The 17806-nt window shown below is 72.1% G+C and carries 15 protein-coding genes and 1 pseudogene; 3 read left to right on the top strand and 13 right to left on the bottom strand.

The genetic code is table 11. The annotated features are described in order from the left end of the window. The first annotated feature begins 76 nt into the window (after positions 1 to 76). On the top strand, positions 77 to 2038 hold the full coding sequence (locus tag HJD23_RS41480) for an N-acetylmuramoyl-L-alanine amidase (RefSeq protein WP_171115936.1): 1962 nt from the start codon (positions 77 to 79) through the stop codon (positions 2036 to 2038). Between the two features lie 4 nt (positions 2039 to 2042). Here the strand turns inward: HJD23_RS41480 and HJD23_RS41475 are convergent, their stop codons facing one another. From HJD23_RS41475 to HJD23_RS41440, 8 genes are all read right to left on the bottom strand, one after another. After that, positions 2043 to 2540 (bottom strand): hypothetical protein, encoded by a 498-nt coding sequence (locus HJD23_RS41475; RefSeq protein WP_171115934.1) that lies wholly within the window; start codon positions 2538 to 2540, stop codon positions 2043 to 2045. A gap of 67 nt (positions 2541 to 2607) precedes the next feature. Continuing rightward, positions 2608 to 3207, bottom strand: coding sequence for a CGNR zinc finger domain-containing protein (locus HJD23_RS41470; protein ID WP_171115932.1), 600 nt, complete (start codon positions 3205 to 3207; stop codon positions 2608 to 2610). A gap of 47 nt (positions 3208 to 3254) precedes the next feature. Further along, positions 3255 to 4160, bottom strand: coding sequence for a universal stress protein (locus HJD23_RS41465; protein WP_171115931.1), 906 nt, complete (start codon positions 4158 to 4160; stop codon positions 3255 to 3257). A gap of 200 nt (positions 4161 to 4360) precedes the next feature. After that, positions 4361 to 4603, bottom strand: a complete 243-nt coding sequence (locus HJD23_RS41460) for a DUF397 domain-containing protein (protein WP_171115929.1) — start codon at positions 4601 to 4603, stop codon at positions 4361 to 4363. A gap of 82 nt (positions 4604 to 4685) precedes the next feature. After that, positions 4686 to 5852 carry a thiolase domain-containing protein gene (locus HJD23_RS41455; RefSeq protein WP_171115927.1) on the bottom strand — a complete coding sequence of 389 codons (1167 nt, stop codon included), beginning with the start codon at positions 5850 to 5852 and terminating at the stop codon, positions 4686 to 4688. Beyond that, positions 5849 to 6898, bottom strand: coding sequence for a thiolase domain-containing protein (locus tag HJD23_RS41450; RefSeq protein ID WP_171115926.1), 1050 nt, complete (start codon positions 6896 to 6898; stop codon positions 5849 to 5851). Before HJD23_RS41450 ends, HJD23_RS41455 begins: the two co-directional genes overlap by 4 nt. Further along, the gene (locus HJD23_RS41445; RefSeq protein ID WP_171115924.1) at positions 6895 to 7836 is read right to left on the bottom strand and encodes an OB-fold nucleic acid binding domain-containing protein; all 942 of its coding nucleotides are present in this window, start codon (positions 7834 to 7836) and stop codon (positions 6895 to 6897) included. Before HJD23_RS41445 ends, HJD23_RS41450 begins: the two co-directional genes overlap by 4 nt. A 120-nt stretch (positions 7837 to 7956) precedes the next feature. Continuing rightward, positions 7957 to 8757 carry a crotonase/enoyl-CoA hydratase family protein gene (locus HJD23_RS41440; protein ID WP_171115922.1) on the bottom strand — a complete coding sequence of 267 codons (801 nt, stop codon included), beginning with the start codon at positions 8755 to 8757 and terminating at the stop codon, positions 7957 to 7959. 187 nt (positions 8758 to 8944) lie between these two features. Here HJD23_RS41440 and HJD23_RS41435 point away from each other — a divergent pair, with 187 nt between their 5' ends. Continuing rightward, on the top strand, positions 8945 to 10549 hold the full coding sequence (locus tag HJD23_RS41435; RefSeq protein ID WP_171115920.1) for an acyl-CoA synthetase: 1605 nt from the start codon (positions 8945 to 8947) through the stop codon (positions 10547 to 10549). A 231-nt stretch (positions 10550 to 10780) separates the two neighbouring features. Here the strand turns inward: HJD23_RS41435 and HJD23_RS41430 are convergent, their stop codons facing one another. Then, complete coding sequence (locus HJD23_RS41430; RefSeq protein WP_171115918.1) at positions 10781 to 11632, bottom strand: alpha/beta hydrolase; 852 nt, start codon at positions 11630 to 11632, stop codon at positions 10781 to 10783. Between the two features lie 170 nt (positions 11633 to 11802). Here HJD23_RS41430 and paaK point away from each other — a divergent pair, with 170 nt between their 5' ends. Further along, positions 11803 to 13098 carry a phenylacetate--CoA ligase PaaK gene (gene paaK / locus HJD23_RS41425; protein WP_171115916.1) on the top strand — a complete coding sequence of 432 codons (1296 nt, stop codon included), beginning with the start codon at positions 11803 to 11805 and terminating at the stop codon, positions 13096 to 13098. A 1-nt stretch (position 13099) separates the two neighbouring features. On the opposite strand, the gene HJD23_RS41420 is transcribed toward paaK, so the two are convergent. From HJD23_RS41420 to HJD23_RS41405, 4 genes and pseudogenes are all read right to left on the bottom strand, one after another. Next, the gene (locus tag HJD23_RS41420) at positions 13100 to 14599 is read right to left on the bottom strand and encodes an acyl-CoA synthetase (protein WP_171115913.1); all 1500 of its coding nucleotides are present in this window, start codon (positions 14597 to 14599) and stop codon (positions 13100 to 13102) included. Positions 14600 to 14983: 384 nt separating this feature from the next. Then, positions 14984 to 15091 (bottom strand): annotated as a pseudogene (locus HJD23_RS45115) (DUF418 domain-containing protein); the annotation flags it as partial. A gap of 44 nt (positions 15092 to 15135) precedes the next feature. Then, on the bottom strand, positions 15136 to 16683 hold the full coding sequence (locus HJD23_RS41410; protein ID WP_171115911.1) for an acyl-CoA synthetase: 1548 nt from the start codon (positions 16681 to 16683) through the stop codon (positions 15136 to 15138). Then, a complete protein-coding gene (locus HJD23_RS41405; protein ID WP_171115909.1) occupies positions 16680 to 17792 on the bottom strand; it encodes a nitronate monooxygenase family protein in 1113 nt (370 codons plus the stop codon). Before HJD23_RS41405 ends, HJD23_RS41410 begins: the two co-directional genes overlap by 4 nt. Positions 17793 to 17806 lie beyond the last annotated feature (14 nt).

The following is a 17806-nucleotide window of genomic DNA, read 5'->3' as shown; positions in this document are numbered from 1 at the left end:
GACCGTCGGAGAACCGGTAGCACTGACACGCCCGGCCCGCACGGCTCATCGCGCCCAACCGTCCCAGGAGGCTGCTTTGCGAGGATCCGCCACCGACCCCGACCGAGCCGCCGGGCCGAGACGCGTACGCCGGACCGCCGGCGCCGTGGCCTCCGCCGCGCTGCTGCTGCCATTGCTCGGCGCCGCCCCGTCCGACGCCCGGTCGGACGGTGAGCTACAACAGGCGTTCGAGCAGGCCGCCGCCGCGTACGACGTGCCGCAGAGCGTGCTGCTCGGCGTCTCCTACCTCCAGTCCCGCTGGGACGCGCACGGCGGTGCGCCGAGCGTGACCGGCGGCTACGGCCCGATGCACCTCACCGACGCCCGTACGGCGCTGGCCACCGCCCCGCACCACAGCGAGGGCACGGAGGACCCGCGCGGCGACGACGCCCGCCCGCCGCTGCTCCCCGACGCGAAGCTCCCGGAGAACGCCGGACTCCCGGCCCGCCTGCGGACCTTGGCGAAGGCCGCCGAGCTGACCGGCATCAGCGCCGAGGAGCTGCGCACCGACCCGGCGGCCAATGTGGCGGGCGGTGCCGCGCTGCTCGCCGCCGCGCAGCGGGAGCTGGGCGAGCCGCCGAGCGACGACCCGGCGGACTGGTACGGGGCGGTGGCCCGTTTCTCGGGCGCCGACGACACCGCGACGGCGGCGACGTACGCGGGCGATGTGTACGACGTGCTGCGCACCGGTCAGGAACGCCGCACGGACGCCGGTCAGCGGGTCACCCTGGCCGCGCAGCCCGGACTCGCCCCCGACACTTCCCAGTTGCGGCGGGCTGGCCTGCGCAAGACGGCCACCGAGGGCACCGAATGCCCGGCCACCGTCTCCTGCGAGTGGATCCCGGCACCGTACGAGGAGTTCGGCGACGGCGACTACGGCAACCACGACCTGGGTGAGCGCCCGGTCTCGCAGAGCATCGAGTACATCATCGTGCACGACACGGAGGGCGCCTGGGAGGGCGTTCTGGACCTCGTGCAGGACCCGACCTACGTGTCCTGGCAGTACTCCCTGCGCTCGACGGACGGCCACATCGCCCAGCACGTCAAGGCGAAGGACGTGGCCTGGCACGCGGGCAACTGGTATGTCAACGCCAAGTCGATCGGCCTGGAGCACGAGGGTTTCCTGGCCTCGCCCGACGCCTGGTACACGGAGGCGATGTACCGCTCGTCGGCGCGGCTGGTGAAGTATCTCGCCAAGAAGTACGGCATCCCGCTGGACCGGCAGCACATCCTCGGCCACGACAACGTGCCCGGCCCGACCACGGCGACGGTCCCCGGCATGCACACGGACCCGGGCCCGTACTGGGACTGGCGGCACTACTTCACCCTGCTCGGCCGCCCCTTCGGCCCCACCGCCCGCGCGGGCAGCGGCCTGGTGACGATCCTGCCGGACTACGCCGCGAACCGGCCGGAGTACACGGGCTGCACCGCGCAGGGCGAGCCGTGCGACGGGCACGGTTCGAGCGCGGTACGGCTGTACTCCGGGCCCGGCGAGAGCTACCCACTGATCAAGGACATCGGTCTGCGCCCGGGCGGCGAGGACTCCACGACCGGCGTCAACGACATCGGCTCACGGGTCTCCACCGGCCAGCAGTACGCGGTGGCCGGCCGCCAGGGCGACTGGACGGCGATCTGGTACCTGGGACAGGAGGCCTGGTTCCGCAACCCGGCGAAGGCCCCGACCGCGGTGCCCGCGAAGGGCCTGGTCATCACGCCGAAGGACGGTCTGGACAGCGTCCCGGTGTACGGCCGTGCCTACCCGGAGGCGTCCGCCTACCCGGCGGGCGTGCCCGCCCAGCCGGTGTCCCCGCTGCCGTACAAGCTGCTCAAGGGCCAGAAGTACGTCGTCGGCGACAAGGTGCCCGGCGAGTACTACTACGCGGTCACCTTCGCCACCGACGGGCACAAGGTCGTCGTGGGCAAGGACCTGTACTACGAGATCCAGTTCGGCCACCGGGTCGCGTTCGTGCGGGCGGCCGACGTCAAGGTGTCGTCGTAGCGGCTCAGCCCTGCTGGAACAGCTCCGCCGGGAGCGGCTTCAGCAGGGTGTACAGGTCGTCGGTGATGGGGCGGTCCCAGGCGGCGATGGTGACCAGGACGTGGTCGCTGCGGTCGAACTGCACGCAGGAGATCCGGCTCTCGGAGAGCTTCAGACGGCGCACGATGAGGAGGTTGTCGCCCTGCATCACCGGCACGTCCTCGGTACCGACGACCGTCACCTCCTCGTCGTTCTCCAGGGCCAGCAGCAGCTGGGCCACCTCGAACGGGACCTGCCCCTCGGCGACCTCGCGGGCCGGGGAGCCCTCGGGCAGATTGCCGATGATCATCGCGGGGCCGCGGCCGCCGAACAGGTCGTAGCGCAGGAAGACGCCCTGGCAGGTGCCGTCGGGGGCGGGCAGCAGGCCCGCGCCCAGATTGCCGGGCCAGTCGCCCGGGTCCATGGCCAGCACGTCGAAGTCGGGCCCGGCGGGGGTGGCACTGCGGCGGCGGAGGAACGACATGCCGCCATGGTACGTGCCCGCAGGTCGTCGGCGTCGGGCGGGACTCCGTTGCGGCGAAGGTCGGCGGCTAGACGGGCTTCTTGTGCCGTTCGTGGTGGCGGGCGACGCGGGCGCGGTTGCCGCAGGACGGTTTGCACCACTCCTGTCGGGGGTGTTCCTTCAGGAAGTAGCGCACGCAGCGGGGGGCGTGGCAGGCGCGCAGCCGGTGGCGGTCGGGGCTCGTGAGGAAGGCGATGGCGGCCTGCGCGAGCACCGCGGTGAGGTCGTCTTCGCCGTGCGCGGACCGGTGGTGTACGACGGGGTCGGCGTCATCGGGCCAGTGCAGGACGGGGACGGTGGGGATACGGGCGGCCGCGGCGTTCAGGCGGGCCAGGGCTTCGGGCACGGGCAGCAGGCGGGCCGCGTCGGCGGGGCTCGGGGCGGCGGGGCGTACGGCGTGTGCGAAGAGGGCACGGACCGCGGCGCGCAGCTCACGGATGGCGGCGAGGGCCTCGGCGTCGGCGGTGTAGGTGGCGGCATCGGGCAGGGCGTCGGGGTGGGAGCGCACCCATGCGGTGAGGCCCTCGGCATCGGTCAGGTCGTCGGCGACGCCGCCGTGTCCGTCGTGCCGGACGGTCAGGGCGAGGTCGAGAGCGAGCCGGGCGTCTCTGCTGGTCGAGTCCTGCATGACGCTAATGGTAAAGGCCCGGGTTATCTATTAGCTTTCGGTCGGCTTCACTCCTCCGGCGGCGCAGGCGGCACCACCGCCACCGGGCTCGCCGCGTGGAGCAGTACGGGATGGGTGACCGAGCCGATCATGCGGGTGGGGGCGACCAGGCGTCGGCGGTGGCGGCCGACGACGACCAGGTCGGCGTCCAGCGAGTTCGCCACGAGGAGCGCGGCGGCGGCGCCGGGAGCCACGTACGGTTCCGCCCGGACGTCGGGGTGGCGGCGGCGGTGCGGGGCGAGGAAGCCCTCCGCGAGGGTGCGTGTCTCGCTCTCGACGGCGTCCTGGTCGATGCCGGTCGGCAGCAGCTCGCCCGCTGCGCCCGCCCAGAGTTGCACCGGCCACAGGTAGGCGGCGACCACCTGGAGGCGGGCGTCACGCAGGGCGGCCTCCTGGAAGGCGAAGGCGAGGGCGGCGTCGTCCGGGGCGTCCACGTTGAGGCCGACGACCACCCGGGGTCCCGGTTCCTGCGGCGGGACGTCGTCGACCTCGCGGCCGGGCCGGGGCACCACGACGACCGGGCACTCGGCGTCCCGGGCCGCCGCGAGACCGTTGGAGCCGAGCAGGAGCCTCGCGAAGCCGCCCCGGCCCCGGGAGCCGAGCACCAACAGCTGGGTTTCGGCGCCCAGTTCGGGAAGTACGGCAGCCGGGGCACCCTCCGGGCCGAGGTACTCCACGACCAGTCCCTCGGCGCGCCCGGCGACGTGCGCGCGGGCCCGGGCGAGCACGGGATCGTCCTCCGGCTCCGGCAGCCGGGCGACCTCGACACCGGCGGGCACCCGGACGGTGTACTGCCGCGCATGCACCACCCGCAGTGGCGCACCGCGCCTGCGGGCGGCGTCGAGGGCCCAGTCCAGGGCCCGCAGGCTGTCGTCCGAACCGTCGAACGCCGCGATGACCGGCAGGGTGCTCATGTTCCTCACCTCCGGAGTGGCGACCCACCACTTCCCGGGGCCAGCCTGGCTCAGGCCTGCGCCCTGGGAGGGCTCACTGAGTCGCGTGTCCGGAAAATCGGGCGGTACACCCCCGGATCGGCCCGTCCACCCGGTTCACCCGGGCGGCCCCCGGTCAGCTCGAACCTCAGGTCAGCTCGAACCCCAGGTCAGCTCGAACCTCAGGTCAGGTCGAACTCGCCCTCCCGCGCGCCCGACACGAACGCCCCCCACTCGGCGGGAGTGAAGATCAGGGAGGGGCTCTCCGGGCGGCCGCTGTTGCGCATGGCGATGAAACCCTCGACAAAGGCGATCTGGACATCCCCCAGTCCGCGGCTGCTGGACTGCCATTCGGCGTTGCTCAGGTCCAGTTCCGGCTTGTCCCAGCCCATGAGCGGCTGCTGCTGGATGGTGGTCTCGGCCACGTCCGTGCTCCTCCCGACTCGTCGTCCGCGGCCAGCCTAGCGATCGGTCCCCGGAGCCAACAGGCCACGTGAGGGGGACCTTTCAGGCGTCCGGCGGCCGCGCTCCCACGAGCCACATCGAGAAGAACTGCGAGCCGCCGCCGTACGCGTGCCCGAGCACCTTGCGGGCGCCGTCCACCTGATGCTCGCCCGCCAGCCCGCGCACCTGCAGGGCCGCCTCCGCGAAGCGGATCATGCCGGAGGCGCCGATGGGGTTGGTGGACAGTACGCCGCCCGACATGTTGACCGGCAGGTCCCCGTCCAGTTCGGTCACCCCGGACTCGGTGAGCTTCCAGCCCTCGCCCTCGGCGGCGAAGCCCAGGTTCTCCAGCCACATGGGCTCGTACCAGGAGAACGGCACGTAGATCTCGGCGGCGTCGATGTCCCGGCGCGGGTCGGCGATCTGGGCCTGCCGGTAGACGTCGGCGGCGCAGTCCCGGCCGGCCCGTGGCGAGACGAAGTCCTTCCCGGCGAAGAGGGTGGGTTCACTGCGCATCGCGCCGCCGAGCACCCAGGCGGGCGGGCGGGGCGCCCGGGCGGCTCCCGCGCGGTCGGTGAGGACCATGGCGCAGGCGCCGTCGGAGGACGGGCACGTCTCGGAGTAGCGGATCGGGTCCCAGAGCATCGGCGAGGCCTGGACCTTCTCCAGGGTGATGTCGTGCTCGTGGAGATGGGCGTACGGGTTCTTCAGGGCGTTGCGCCGGTCCTTGTACGCCACCAGCGAGCCGACGGTGTCGGGCGCGCCGCTGCGGCGCATGTACGCCCGTACGTGCGGTGCGAAGAAGCCGCCCGCCCCGGCCAGCAGCGGCTGCTGGAACGGGATCGGCAGGGACAGGCCCCACATGGCGTTGGACTCGGACTGCTTCTCGAAGGCGAGGGTCAGGACGGTGGCGTGCACGCGAGCGGCGACGAGCTGGGCCGCGACCATCGCGGTGGAGCCACCGACCGAGCCGGCGGTGTGCACGCGCAGCATCGGCTTGCCGACCGCGCCGAGCGCGTCCGCCAGGTACAGCTCCGGCATCATCACGCCCTCGAAGAAGTCGGGCGCCTTGCCGATGACCACGGCGTCGATGTCGGCCCAGGTCAACTCGGCGTCGTCGAGGGCGCTTCGGGCCGCCTCCCGGACGAGCCCGGCGATGGAGACGTCCCGTCGTGCGGCCACGTGCTTGGTCTGGCCGACGCCTACGACGGCCACGGGCTCCTTGCTCATCGGGGATCCCCTTCGAGTACGGCGACCAGGTTCTGTTGCAGACAGGGGCCGGACGTGGCGTGGGCGAGGGCCCGGTCGGACTCGCCCCGGTGGATGCGCGCGGCCGCCTCGCCGATGCGGATCAGGCCGGCGGCCATGATCGGGTGGGCGGCGAGCGCGCCGCCGGACGGGTTGACGCACACGGTGTCGTCGAGCCGCAGCGCCTTGCGCAGGACGATCTCCTGGGCGGTGAAGGGCGCGTGCAGCTCGGCCGTGTCGACGGGGCGTGCGAGGGCACCGGCCCGCTCGGCGGCCAGGCGGGTGGAGGGTGAGTCGGTGAGGTCGCGGACGCCGAGGCCGTGGGCCTCGATGCGGTGGTCGACGCCGCGGATCCAGGCGGGGCGTGCGCACAGCTCGCGGGCGCGCTCCCCGGCGGCGAGGATCACGGCGGCGGCGCCGTCGCCGATGGGCGGGCAGTCGCCGGTGCGCAGGGGCCGTACGACGTACTCCCCGTGCGGTACCGGACCCCGCAGCTGGGCATGGGGATTGTCCCGGGCTGCCGCGCGGCTGCGGGCGGCCACGGCCGCGAGGGCGGGCTCGTCGGTCTCCCCCGCGTCGATGAGCGCCTGGGCCTGGAGGGCGGCGAGGGCGACGGAGTCGGGCCACAGCGGGGCGACGTAGTACGGGTCGAGCTGGCGGGTGAGGACGTCGCGCACCGAGCCCGGCGAGGACTTGCCGTACGCGTAGACGAGGGCGGTGTCCGCCTCGCCGGTCAGCAGCTTGGTCCAGGCCTCGTACAGCGCCCAGGCGCCGTCCATCTCCACGTGCGACTCCGAGATCGGCGGCCAGGCGCCGACGCCGTCCAGGGCGAGCGTGAAGGAGAAGGCGCGGCCGGCGAGGTAGTCGCTGGAGCCGGAGCAGGTGAAGCCGATGTCGGCGGTCTTCAGGCCGGTGCGGTCCAGCAGCTCGTGCAGGACCGGCATGAGCATCTCGACCTCGGAGAACCCGTCGCTGGTGCGCCGGTGGTCGGTCTGGGCGAAGGCGACCACGGCGATGTCGCGGGTCACAGCAGCTCCTTGTAGGTCTCGTAGTCCGCGTCGGGTTCGCCGGCCGGCCGGTAGTGGTCGGGGTAGCGGCTGTTCCCGGTCCACACGGGTTCGACCCGCAGGCCCATCCGGACCTGGTCGTACGGGATGCCGCCGATGCGTCCGTGCAGCGCGAGGTCGGCTCCGTCGAGGGCGATGTGGGCATAGACGTAGGGGACGTCGATGTCCAGGTTCTTGGCCTTGATGTTGACGATGCAGAAGGTGGTGACGGTGCCGCGCGGGCCGACCTCGACCTGTTCGCCGGTGGCGACGCCGCAGGTGGGGCAGGCGCCGCGGGGTGGCACGTACACCTTGCGGCAGGACGGGCAGCGCTCGCCGACGGTCCGCCGGTCGGACAGGGCCTTGATGTAGGCGGACTGGGCGCGGCCGGGGCTGTAGGTGTAGTCGAGCCGGGCGGGCGCGACGATGCCGGTGATCGGGTCCTCGAACTCGCCGGTGTGGCAGGTCGGTTGGGCGCGTTCGCCGTCGTACGGCTCGAAGCAGGCGATGTCGGTGATGGCGCCGGTGCGTTGCGCCGCCCAGCGGATGCGGACCCGCATGCCGGTGTGGACGTCCTCCGGTCCCGTGGCGTCCAGGGCGTGCAGCAGGGCCGTGTCGGCGCCGTCGAGGCGGACCAGGGCCCAGGCGAAGGGGGTGTCGAGGGGCTGGCCCCGGCGGGGGGCGTGGTTCCAGGCCCAGGTGGTGACCGTGCCGGTGGGGGCGACCTCGACGAGATCGCGGATCTCCTCGGCGGTGACGGGGTCGTACTCGACCGGTGGGACGAGGGTGCGGCCGTCGCCGGTGCGCACGCCGAGGACGATCCGTTCGCGCAGGCCGGTCAGGAAGGCACTCTGGACGGGGCCGAGGGAGCGGGTGAAGGGGAATTCGACGGTCAGCGGGGCTTTGAGGACTTCGGGCATCGGGGGGCGTGCCTCCTCCGGAGGTCGGGGTGCGTGAGCGCCCCTGAAGGGGCGCGGGGAACTGCGCGACCAGCCAGAGACGGCCCGCAGCCTCTGAACCGGCCCAAGCCAGCGCAGCGCCTACGCGCGCTTGTAGTCAGGCGGCCGCTTCTCCGCGAAGGCGCGGGCGCCCTCCTTGGCGTCGGCGGTGTCGAAGATCGGCCAGCCGCGCCGTAGTTCGGCGGCCAGGCCCTCGGTCTCGGTCATCTCGGCGGTCTCGTACACCGACGCCTTGACGGCCTCGACGGCGAGCGGGCCGCAGGCGTTGATCTGCTCGGCGATCCCCAATGCCTTGGTCAGCGCGGTGCCGTCGGGGACGACGTGGCCGACCAGGCCGATGTCGGCCGCCTCACGGGCCCTGTACGGCCGTCCGGTGAGGAGCATTTCGAGGGCATGGGTGCGGGGGATCTGGCGTTGCAGCCGGACGGTCGAGCCGCCGATCGGGAACAGCCCGCGCCGGACCTCGAACAACCCGAAGGTCGCGGACTCGCCCGCGACGCGGATGTCGGTGCCCTGGAGGATCTCGGTGCCGCCCGCGACACAGTGCCCCTCGACGGCGGCGATCACCGGTTTGCGGGGCCGGTGGTGGCGCAGCATGGCCTTCCAGTGCAGGTCGGGGTCGGCCTTCAGCCGGTCCCGGTACTGCTCACCCGCCATCCCCTTGCCCGCCAGGGCCTTGAGGTCCATGCCCGCGCAGAAGGTGCCGCCCGCGCCGGTCAGCACGATCGAGCGGATCGCGTCGTCCTCGTCGGCCTCGGTCCAGCCGTCGTACAGGCCGACGAGCATCGGCAGCGAGAGCGCGTTCTTGGCCTCGGGCCGGTTGAGCGTGAGCACCAGTGTGGCGCCTTCGCGCTGCACGGTGAGGTGTTCGGTGCCACCCATGGATCGTCCTCCCCGTCCTGCCGTGTCGGGCACGTGCCGCAGGAACGAGAACAGGTTGCAGCAGGCGCGTCGGCGCTTCAAGGGTTTTCTGACAGTCAGTCAGATTTCTGCTGCGCGGACCCTTCACAGTTGTGTCGCCCTTTGCTCTGATGACCGGCACCGAGGGACAGCGAGGTCAGGAGGAGCGGTGGAGTACAACCTTGCCGACCTGTTCGAGTCGGTCGTGGACGTGGTACCGGACCGCGAGGCGCTGGTGTACGTCGACCACCCGGGCACGGGCGCGGAGCGCCGGCTGACGTACGCCGAGCTGGACGCGGCCGCCAACCGCATCGGTCACCACCTGCTCGACAGCGGCATCCGACCCGGCGAGCACGTCGGGCTGCACCTCTACAACGGCGTCGAGTACCTCCAGACGGTGCTCGGCTGCCTCAAGGCGCGGATCGTGCCGGTGAACGTCAACTACCGTTATGTCGAGGAGGAGTTGGTCTATCTCTACCGGGACGCCGATCTGGTGGCTCTGGTGTTCGACGCGGAGTTCACGGACCGGGTGGCGGCGGTGCTGCCCCGGGTGGCGAAGGTGCGGCATCTGGTGCGGGTGGGGGCGGGGGGCTCGCTGGGTGTGCCGTTCGCGGAGGCCGAGGCCGGCGGCTCCGCTGAGCGCGGGTTTCCGGCCCGCTCGGGGGACGACCAGTTCATCATCTACACCGGCGGTACGACCGGAATGCCGAAGGGCGTGATGTGGCGGCAGGAGGACCTGTTCTTCTCCGGGCTGGGCGGCGGGGCGCCGACCGGTGAGCCGGTGAAGACGCCGGAGGAGCTGGCCGAGCGGGTCGCGGCGGGCGGGTCGGGCATCACGTTCTTCCCCACTCCCCCGCTGATGCACGGCACCTCCACGCTCACGGCGTTCATCGGCTTCAACTTCGGGCAACGGGTCGTGCTGCACCGCAAGTTCGTGCCGGAGGAGGTGCTGCGGACCATCGAGAAGGAGAAGGTCAGCAGCATGTCACTGGTCGGTGACGCGATGCTGCGGCCGCTGATCGACGCGCTGGCCGGGCCCATGAAGGGCACGGACTGCTCCTCGATGTTCAGCGTGTCGTCGTCCGGCGCGATCATGTCGGAGACGGTCCGGCAGCAGTTCCTGGCGCTCGTGCCGCACGTGATGCTGCTGAACAACTTCGGGTCCTCCGAGTCCGGCTTCAACGGCACGGCGACGGACGACTCCGGGCCGAAGCGAGGCTTTCGCATCCGCGTCAACTCACGGACGCGAGTGGTGGATCCGGCGACGCACGAGCCGGTGGCCGTCGGCGAGGTGGGCCGGATCGCCCAGTGCGGCCACGTGCCGCTCGGCTACTACAACGACTTGGTGAAAACCGCCGAGACCTTCTTCGAGAGGGACGGCGAGCGATGGGTATTGCTCGGCGACATGGCCACCGTCGACGAGGAGGGCGTGGTCACCGTCCTCGGCCGTGGCTCGCAGTGCATCAACACCGGGGGCGAGAAGGTGTACCCGGAGGAGGTCGAGCAGGCCCTGAAGTCCCATCCGGACGTGTACGACGCCCTGGTGGCCGGGGTGCCGGACGCGAAGTGGGGCAACCATGTCGCGGCGGTCGTGCAGATCCGCGACGGCGCGCCGAAGCCGTCCCTGACGGACATCCAGACCCACTGCCGGGACCGCCTGGCGGGCTACAAGATCCCCCGCCAGCTGGTCATCACCGACTCCATCCGCCGCTCCCCCAGCGGCAAGGCGGACTACCGCTGGGCACGGGAGGTGGCCGTCGCGGCGGACGAGTAGGGCTTGTCCGTCGGATCAGGTTGACCGTGGGGTCTGCGGCGGCTGTGGGGTGCGGCGGCTGTACCGCTGGGCGCGTGGGCCGTCGCGGCCGACAACCAAGGCTCGTCCGGCGGAACACGCCGCCCGTTCGGTCCGGCGGATGTGCGGCGCGCGGCCATGGGACGCGGTGCTCTTCCCAGCCCCGCGATTCCGGATGATCCGCCGGACAGGCCGCCTGGCAGTGATCGGCCGCTAGTCGGCCTTCCCGCTGCCGGTGAAGAAGTCCGCCGTGCGTCCCGTGAACCACTGCGGGTCGTCCACCCACGGATAGTGCCCCGCGCCCGGCTGTACGGCGACCTCGGCGTTCGGGAAGACCTCGGCCGTGCGGCGGGCGAGGTCGGGGCGCGGGCCGCCGTCGAGTTCGCCGGCGTAGACGAGGACCGGGGCGGCCAGCGTGGCCAGTGCCGTGCGGGTCGCGGGCGGGTCGTAGGCGCCCTCGGAGCCGTACCGCTCCGCGGCCTCCTCGTTGCCCTCCTCCTCGTCCCGCCGGGCATGCGCGGCGGCCGCGTCATCCCAGCGCCCGTAGAAGAACGGGATGAACATCGGATCGAAGTCGCCGCCCTCCAGGAGCCACCTCTCGAACGTCGGGAACGCCTCCGCGAACCACGGCTCGCCTTCCCGCAGCCGTGCGGCGGCCAGCCGGTCCTCGGTCGTCGCCGGCATGCCCAGCGCCCACGGCGTCGCGGTGATCAGCGCGAGCCGTGCGACCCGGTCGGGATGGCGGGCGGCGTACAGCATGGCCAGGCTGCCGCCCGCGGAGTGGCCGAGCAGGTCCATCCGTTCCAGGCCCAGGTGAGCCCGCAGCGCCTCCACGTCGTCCACGAGGCGGTCGCAGCGGTACGTCGCCGGATCCGTCGGCACCGCGGAGTCGCCGGTGCCGCGCAGGTCGAGCAGGACCAGTCGGCGGTGGGCGGCGAGTCCGCCCAGGTCACCGAGGTAGGCGGAGGGCCGCATGGGGCCGCCGGGCAGGACGACCAGTGGGTCGCCGTCGCCGCGCAGATGGTAGGCGAGACGGGTTCCGTCGGGGGCGTTGAAGGTGGGCATGGCGGTCATCCTCAGGGCCGGTGACGCCTCTCCGCAACAGAGTTCCGCCCGCCGGAGAAAGTGCGGGCAGAGCACTTGCCTCCACCCGCGCCGGGCTGGATTACTGATCCACAACACCTCGACCGAATGATCGGTCGCCTGGATTGCTGCGGTTGGTGAGGAGAGGTCCCATGGCGGAGACGACGGACCTGCTGGACGCGGGGGAACGGCTGGGCGCGGCGGAGCTGCGGCAGGTGCAGCTGGAGCGGCTGCGGGCGCAGCTGCGGCACGCCTACGCCAACGTGCCCTTCTACCGGGAGTCCTTCGACAAGGCCGGAGTCCACCCGGACGACTGCCGCTCCCTCGCCGATCTCGCCCGCTTCCCCTTCACCACCAAGGCCGACCTGCGCGAGCACTACCCGTACGGGATGTTCGCCGTGCCCCGGGAGCGGATCCGCCGCATTCACGCGTCGAGCGGCACCACCGGGCGCCCGACGGTCGTCGGATACACGGACAACGACCTGTCGATGTGGGCCGACATGGTGGCCCGTTCGATCCGGGCGGCGGGCGGGCGGCCCGGCGACACGGTGCATGTGGCGTACGGGTACGGGTTGTTCACGGGCGGACTGGGCGCCCACTACGGTGCCGAGCGGCTCGGCTGTACGGTCATCCCCGCATCCGGGGGCATGACGGCTCGTCAGGTGCAGCTGATCCAGGACCTGAAGCCCGGCATCATCATGGTGACGCCGTCCTACATGCTCACGTTGCTGGACGAGTTCGAGCGGCAGGGTGTCGATCCGCGGGGCACCTCCCTGCGAGTGGGGGTCTTCGGTGCCGAGCCGTGGACGGAGGGCATGCGCCGGGAGATCGAGGAGCGGTGCGCGATCGACGCGGTGGACATCTACGGGCTGTCGGAGGTGATCGGCCCGGGAGTCGCCCAGGAGTGCGTGGAGACCAAGGACGGTCTGCATGTGCACGAGGACCACTTCTACCCGGAGATCGTCGACCCGATCACCGGTGAGGTGCTGCCCGACGGCGAGCGGGGCGAGCTGGTCTTCACCTCGCTGACCAAGGAGGCCATGCCCGTGATCCGGTACCGGACCCGGGACCTGACACGGCTGCTGCCGGGCACGGCCCGCACCTTCCGCCGGATGGAGAAGATCACCGGCCGCAGCGACGACATGGTGATCCTGCGCGGCGTGAACCTCTTCCCCACCCAGATCGAGGAGATCGTGCTCCGCACTCCCGGCGTGGCCCCGCACTTCCAGCTGCGCCTCATCCGCGAGGGCCGGCTCGACGCCCTCACCGTACGGGCGGAGGCCCGCCCGGGCGCGACCGCCGAGACACGACAGGACGCGGCGCGGGCCATCGCGGCGGCCGTCAAGGACGGCATCGGCGTGTCGGTGGCGGTGGAGATCGTCGAACCGGAGTCGCTGGAGCGGTCCGTGGGGAAGATCAGGCGGATCGTGGACCTGCGCCCGAGCTGACTCAGCCGTCCCCGAACCGGTCCCGCAGCTCCCGCTTGAGGATCTTGCCGCTGGCGTTGCGCGGCAGCGCGTCCACGAACACCACCCGCTTCGGCGCCTTGAAGTGCGGCAGCTTCTCGCGCGCGTGGGCGATCAGCTCCTCCTCCGTCACCTCGCCGTGCGGGACGACGACGGCGGTGATCGCCTCGATCCACTTCTCGTCGGGCAGGCCGACCACGGCGACCTCCGCGACCGACTCATGGGTGTAGAGGGCGTCCTCGACCTGCCGTGAGGCGACCAGGACACCACCGGAGTTGATGACGTCCTTCATCCGGTCGACGATCGTGAAGTAGCCGTCCGGGTCCCGCACCGCGAGGTCACCGGAGTGGAACCAGCCGTCACGGAAGGCCTCGGCGGTCTCCTCGGGCTTGTTCCAGTAGCCCTCGCACAACTGCGGGGAGCGGTAGACGATCTCGCCGGGTGTGCCGTCGGGCGCGTCCTCGCCGTCCTCGTCGACCACCCGGGCGTCCACGAAGAGCACCGGCCGGCCGCAGGAGTCGAGCCGTCCCTTGTGCTCGTCGGGTCCGAGAACCGTGGCCAGGGGGCCGATCTCGCTCTGTCCGAAGCAGTTGTAGAAGGCCAGTCTCGGCAACCGCTCCCGCAACCGCTCCAGGACAGGCACCGGCATGATCGACGCCCCGTAGTACGCCTTGCGCAGCCCGCTCAGGTCGCGGGTCGCGAAGTCGGCCCGGTTCGCCAGGCCGATCCACACGGTGGGCGGGGCGAACAGGCTGTCCACGCGCCCGGCCTCGATCAGGTCGAAGAGCCGGTCGCCGTCCGGGGCGTCCAGGACGATGTTCGTGGCCCCGACCGCGAGGTACGGCAGCAGGAAGACGTGCATCTGCGCCGAGTGGTACAGCGGCAGCGCGTGCACCGGCCGGTCGCCCGCGCCGAGGTCGAGGGCGGTGATCGCGCTGAGGTACTCGTGCACCAGCGCGCGGTGCGTCATCATCGCGCCTTTGGGCAGGGCCGTCGTGCCCGACGTGTAGAGCAGCTGCGTCAGGTCCTCGGCGCGCGCCTCCGGACCGTCGTAGGGGGCCGTGGACGGCAGCCGCGCGAGCAGCGAGTCGCCGGCGTCCCGCAGCGGCAACACCCGTACGCCGTCGGGGAGTCGATCCGCCAGGTCCGGGTCCGCGAGGACCAGCCCGCTGCCCGACTGCTCGACGATGTACGTCAGGTCGTCGCCCGTCAGGTTCTGGTTGACCGGCACGTGCACCAGGCCCGCGCGGGCGCAGGCGAGGAAGCCGATGAGGTAGGCGTCGGAGTTGTGGCCGTAGGCGCCGACCCGGTCGCCGGGGGCGAGGCCCTCGCCGAGCAGGAGGCTCGCCGCCCGGGAGACGGCGTCGTCGAGCTCCTCGTACGTCCAGCGGCGGTCGCGGTACTCGACCGCGACGCGCGCCGGGGTGCGGCGGGCGCTGCGCCGCAGCACCCCGTCAACCGTGCTGCCGTGTCCGGGCGTCATGACTGCTGATCCTCGGTCCGTGCCCGGAAGAGGTCAAGTGACCCGGCCGCAGTGGACACACCAGTCGGTACGCTCAACCGCCCCTTCCGCCAGCGAGGTTGGCGGGGCCCGCCGGCTGGGACGGCGGCCCGTGCTCGATGCCCCGCACCCTGCTGTCGTACTCCCGTCCTCGAACCCGCGCTCGGTCCACTTCGCCGACCAGACCCGGCGGTTCTCCGGGGAGAAGTGGGTGACGTCCAGGTTCTGCGAGCTCAGCGTGCGCGGCCGTCGGCGGACCCGTGCATCAGCCGTCGCAGCGCCGCTTCGGCGGGGCCGCGGCTCCGCGCGTTCCAGGGTGTGGGCGGCGGCCACGGTGAGCAGCCAGACGCCGGTCGCGAACAGGGCCATGGTGGCGCTGCCGAGGTGTGCGCCGAGGCCGAGGCCCCATGTGGCCAGCAGCGGCGCGAAGAGCAGCGAGTGGGCGAGGTAGCCGGACAGCGAGCGTTTCCCCACGGCGGTCACCGCCGCGGCGCCGCGACCATGGGCGCGGCGCTGCGTCACATCGCCCGGGTCCGCCCCTCCCAGTACGGTTCCCGCAGCCGCCGTTTGTACAGCTTGCCGTTGGGGTCGCGGGGCATCTCGGCGATGAAGCCGACGCTCTTGGGGCGTTTGTAGCCGGCGAGGCGGGCCGCGCAGTGGTCGAGGAGGGCGGCGGCGAGGGCGGGGCCGGGTTCGTGGCCTGGGGCCGGTTCGACGACCGCCTTCACCTCCTCGCCCCAGTCGTCGTGCGGGATGCCGAAGGCGGCGGCGTCGGCGACGGCGGGGTGGGCGAGCAGGACGGACTCGATCTCGGCCGGGTAGATGTTGACGCCGCCGGAGATGATCAGGTCGATCTTGCGGTCGCGCAGGAACAGATAGCCGTCCTCGTCGAGGCAGCCGAGGTCGCCGACGGTGAAGAAGTCACCGATGCGGTTCTTCCGGGTCTTGTCGTCGTCCTTGTGGTAGGCGAAGCCGCCGGTGCTCATCTTCATGTAGACGGTGCCGAGTTCGCCGGGCGGCAGCCGGTTGCCGTCGTCGTCGAAGACGGCGAGTTCGCTGATGGGCCAGGCCTTGCCGACCGTGCCGGGCTTCTTCAGCCAGTCCTCGGCGGTGGCGAAGGCCCCGCCGCCCTCGCTGGCCGCGTAGTACTCCTCGACGCAGTGACCCCACCAGTCGATCATGGCGCGTTTCACATGGTCGGGGCAGGGCGCGGCGCCGTGGATGGCATGCCGCATGGAGGAGACGTCGTACGACCGCCGGACGTCCTCCGGGAGTGCCAGCAGCCGGTGGAACTGGGTCGGGACCATGTGGGTGTGCGTGCAGTGGTGGGCGTCGATCAGGCGGAGCATCTCCTCGGGCGTCCACTTGTCCATCACGACCAGGCGGTGGCCGATGTGCAGTGAGGCACCGGCGAACTGCAGGACGGCCGTGTGGTACAGCGGCGAGCAGACGAGGTGGACATTGTCGTCGTAGGGCTTGATGCCGAAGATGCCGAGGAAGCCGCCCAGGTAGGACTCCTCCGGGAGCCTGCCGGGCAGGGGGCGGCGGATGCCGCGGGGGCGGCCGGTGGTGCCGGAGGTGTAGTTCATGACCCAGCCGAGGGTGCGGTCGGCGGGCGGTGACTCCGGCTGTCCGTCGAGGAGTTCGGCGTACGGCCGGAAGCCCGCCGGGGTGCCGACCGCGTACCGGTGTGTCGCCGGAAGGCCCGCCTCGTCGGCGGCCCGGCGGGCGGGGTCGGCGAACCGTTCGTGGGCGATGAGCACCTTGGCACCGGAGTCGGCGACGATCCAGGCGATCTCCGGGCCGACGAAGTGGTGGTTGACGGGGACCAGGTAGAACCCGGCCTGGGTGGCGGCCAGATACGCCGTGAGGAACTCGGGCCCGTTGGGCAGGACCACCGCGAAGGCGTCACCGCGTTCCAGGCCCGCGGCGCGCAGGCCGTGCACCAGCCGGTTGGCGGCGGCGTGCAGGCGTCCGGCGGTCCACTGTTCGCCGTCGGGTGCGACGAGGACGGTGCGGTCGGGGTCGGCGGTGGCCTGGGCCCAGAAGCCGGTGGGATGGTTCATGACAGGCCGCTCCTTCCGGCGATGCGGTTGATGCGGTCGACGGCACGCTCGAAGCCGCGGGTCAGATCGTCGAAGACGGCCTGGACGCTGCGTTCGCTGGTCATCCGGCCGACGATCTGGCCGACGGGCGTGCCGAGCAGGGGGTCGACCTCGTACTTCTGGATGCGCGAGACGGCCTCGGCGACCAGGAGGCCCTGGAGGGGCATGGGCAGGGTGCCCGGTCCGGCGGGGTCGTCCCAGGCGTCGGTCCACTCGGTGCGCAACTGGCGGGCGGGCTTGCCGGTCAGGGCGCGGGAGCGGACCGTGTCGCCGGAACCGGCCGCGAGGAGCTTGCGGGTCAGGGCCGGGGAATGGAGGTCGGCCTCGGTGGTGGTCAGCCAGATGGAGCCCGTCCACACGCCCTGCGCGCCGAGGGCCAGCGCGGCGGCCACCTGCTGTCCGCTGCCGATGCCTCCGGCGGCCAGCACCGGCAGCGGGTCGACGGCCTCGACGACCTCGGGCGTGAGCACCATGGAGGCGATCTCGCCGGTGTGGCCGCCCGCCTCGTACCCCTGGGCCACGACGATGTCGATCCCGGCGTCCTTGTGCTTGCGCGCATGCCGGGCGCTGCCCGCGAGCGCGGCGACCAGGACGCCCCGGTCGTGGGCGCGCCGGATGACATCGGCGGGCGGTGAGCCGAGGGCGTTCGCCAGCAGCCGGATCGGGTAGTCGAAGGCGACGTCGAGCTGGGTGCGGGCGACCTGCTCCATCCAGCCGGTGATACGCCACCCGGACGCCTCGCCCGCGGCGAGTTCGGGCACGCCGTACTTGGCGAGGGTGTCCTCGACGAACCGCCGGTGCCCCTCCGGGATCATCGCCTCCACGTCGGCCTCCGTGACGCCCTCGACCTTCTTCGCGGGCATCACGACGTCCAGGCCGTAGGGCCGGCCCTCGGCATGCGCCTCGATCCAGTCGAGGTCGCGTTTGAGGTCGTCGGGGGCGGTGTAGCGGACCGCGCCGAGCACACCGAAGCCGCCGGCCCGGCTGATGGCCGCGGCGACGGCGGGGAACGGCGTGAAGCCGAAGAGGGCGTGCTCGACTCCCAGTTGCTTGCTCAGCTCCGTCTGCATGGGCGCAGGATGCC

This window comes from Streptomyces sp. Z423-1, from assembly GCF_013009255.1.
In the GTDB taxonomy this organism is placed as follows: domain Bacteria; phylum Actinomycetota; class Actinomycetes; order Streptomycetales; family Streptomycetaceae; genus Streptomyces; species Streptomyces gossypiisoli.
The sequence above is the reverse complement of the archived record's forward strand: the minus strand, read 5'-3'. Positions and strand labels throughout refer to the sequence as shown.

Bases quoted from the DNA above. Each gene is read 5' to 3' on its own strand.
- HJD23_RS41475 (WP_171115934.1), bottom strand. From the start codon at position 2,540: ATGTCGTTCCTCCGCCGCCGCAGTGCCACCCCCGCCGGGCCCGACTTC.
- HJD23_RS41470 (WP_171115932.1), bottom strand. From the start codon at position 3,207: ATGCAGGACTCGACCAGCAGAGACGCCCGGCTCGCTCTCGACCTCGCC.
- HJD23_RS41465 (WP_171115931.1), bottom strand. From the start codon at position 4,160: ATGAGCACCCTGCCGGTCATCGCGGCGTTCGACGGTTCGGACGACAGC.
- HJD23_RS41455 (WP_171115927.1), bottom strand. From the start codon at position 5,852: ATGAGCAAGGAGCCCGTGGCCGTCGTAGGCGTCGGCCAGACCAAGCAC.
- HJD23_RS41445 (WP_171115924.1), bottom strand. From the start codon at position 7,836: ATGCCCGAAGTCCTCAAAGCCCCGCTGACCGTCGAATTCCCCTTCACC.
- HJD23_RS41440 (WP_171115922.1), bottom strand. From the start codon at position 8,757: ATGGGTGGCACCGAACACCTCACCGTGCAGCGCGAAGGCGCCACACTG.
- HJD23_RS41430 (WP_171115918.1), bottom strand. From the start codon at position 11,632: ATGCCCACCTTCAACGCCCCCGACGGAACCCGTCTCGCCTACCATCTG.
- paaK (WP_171115916.1), top strand. From the start codon at position 11,803: ATGGCGGAGACGACGGACCTGCTGGACGCGGGGGAACGGCTGGGCGCG.
- HJD23_RS41420 (WP_171115913.1), bottom strand. From the start codon at position 14,599: ATGACGCCCGGACACGGCAGCACGGTTGACGGGGTGCTGCGGCGCAGC.
- HJD23_RS41410 (WP_171115911.1), bottom strand. From the start codon at position 16,683: ATGAACCATCCCACCGGCTTCTGGGCCCAGGCCACCGCCGACCCCGAC.
- HJD23_RS41405 (WP_171115909.1), bottom strand. From the start codon at position 17,792: ATGCAGACGGAGCTGAGCAAGCAACTGGGAGTCGAGCACGCCCTCTTC.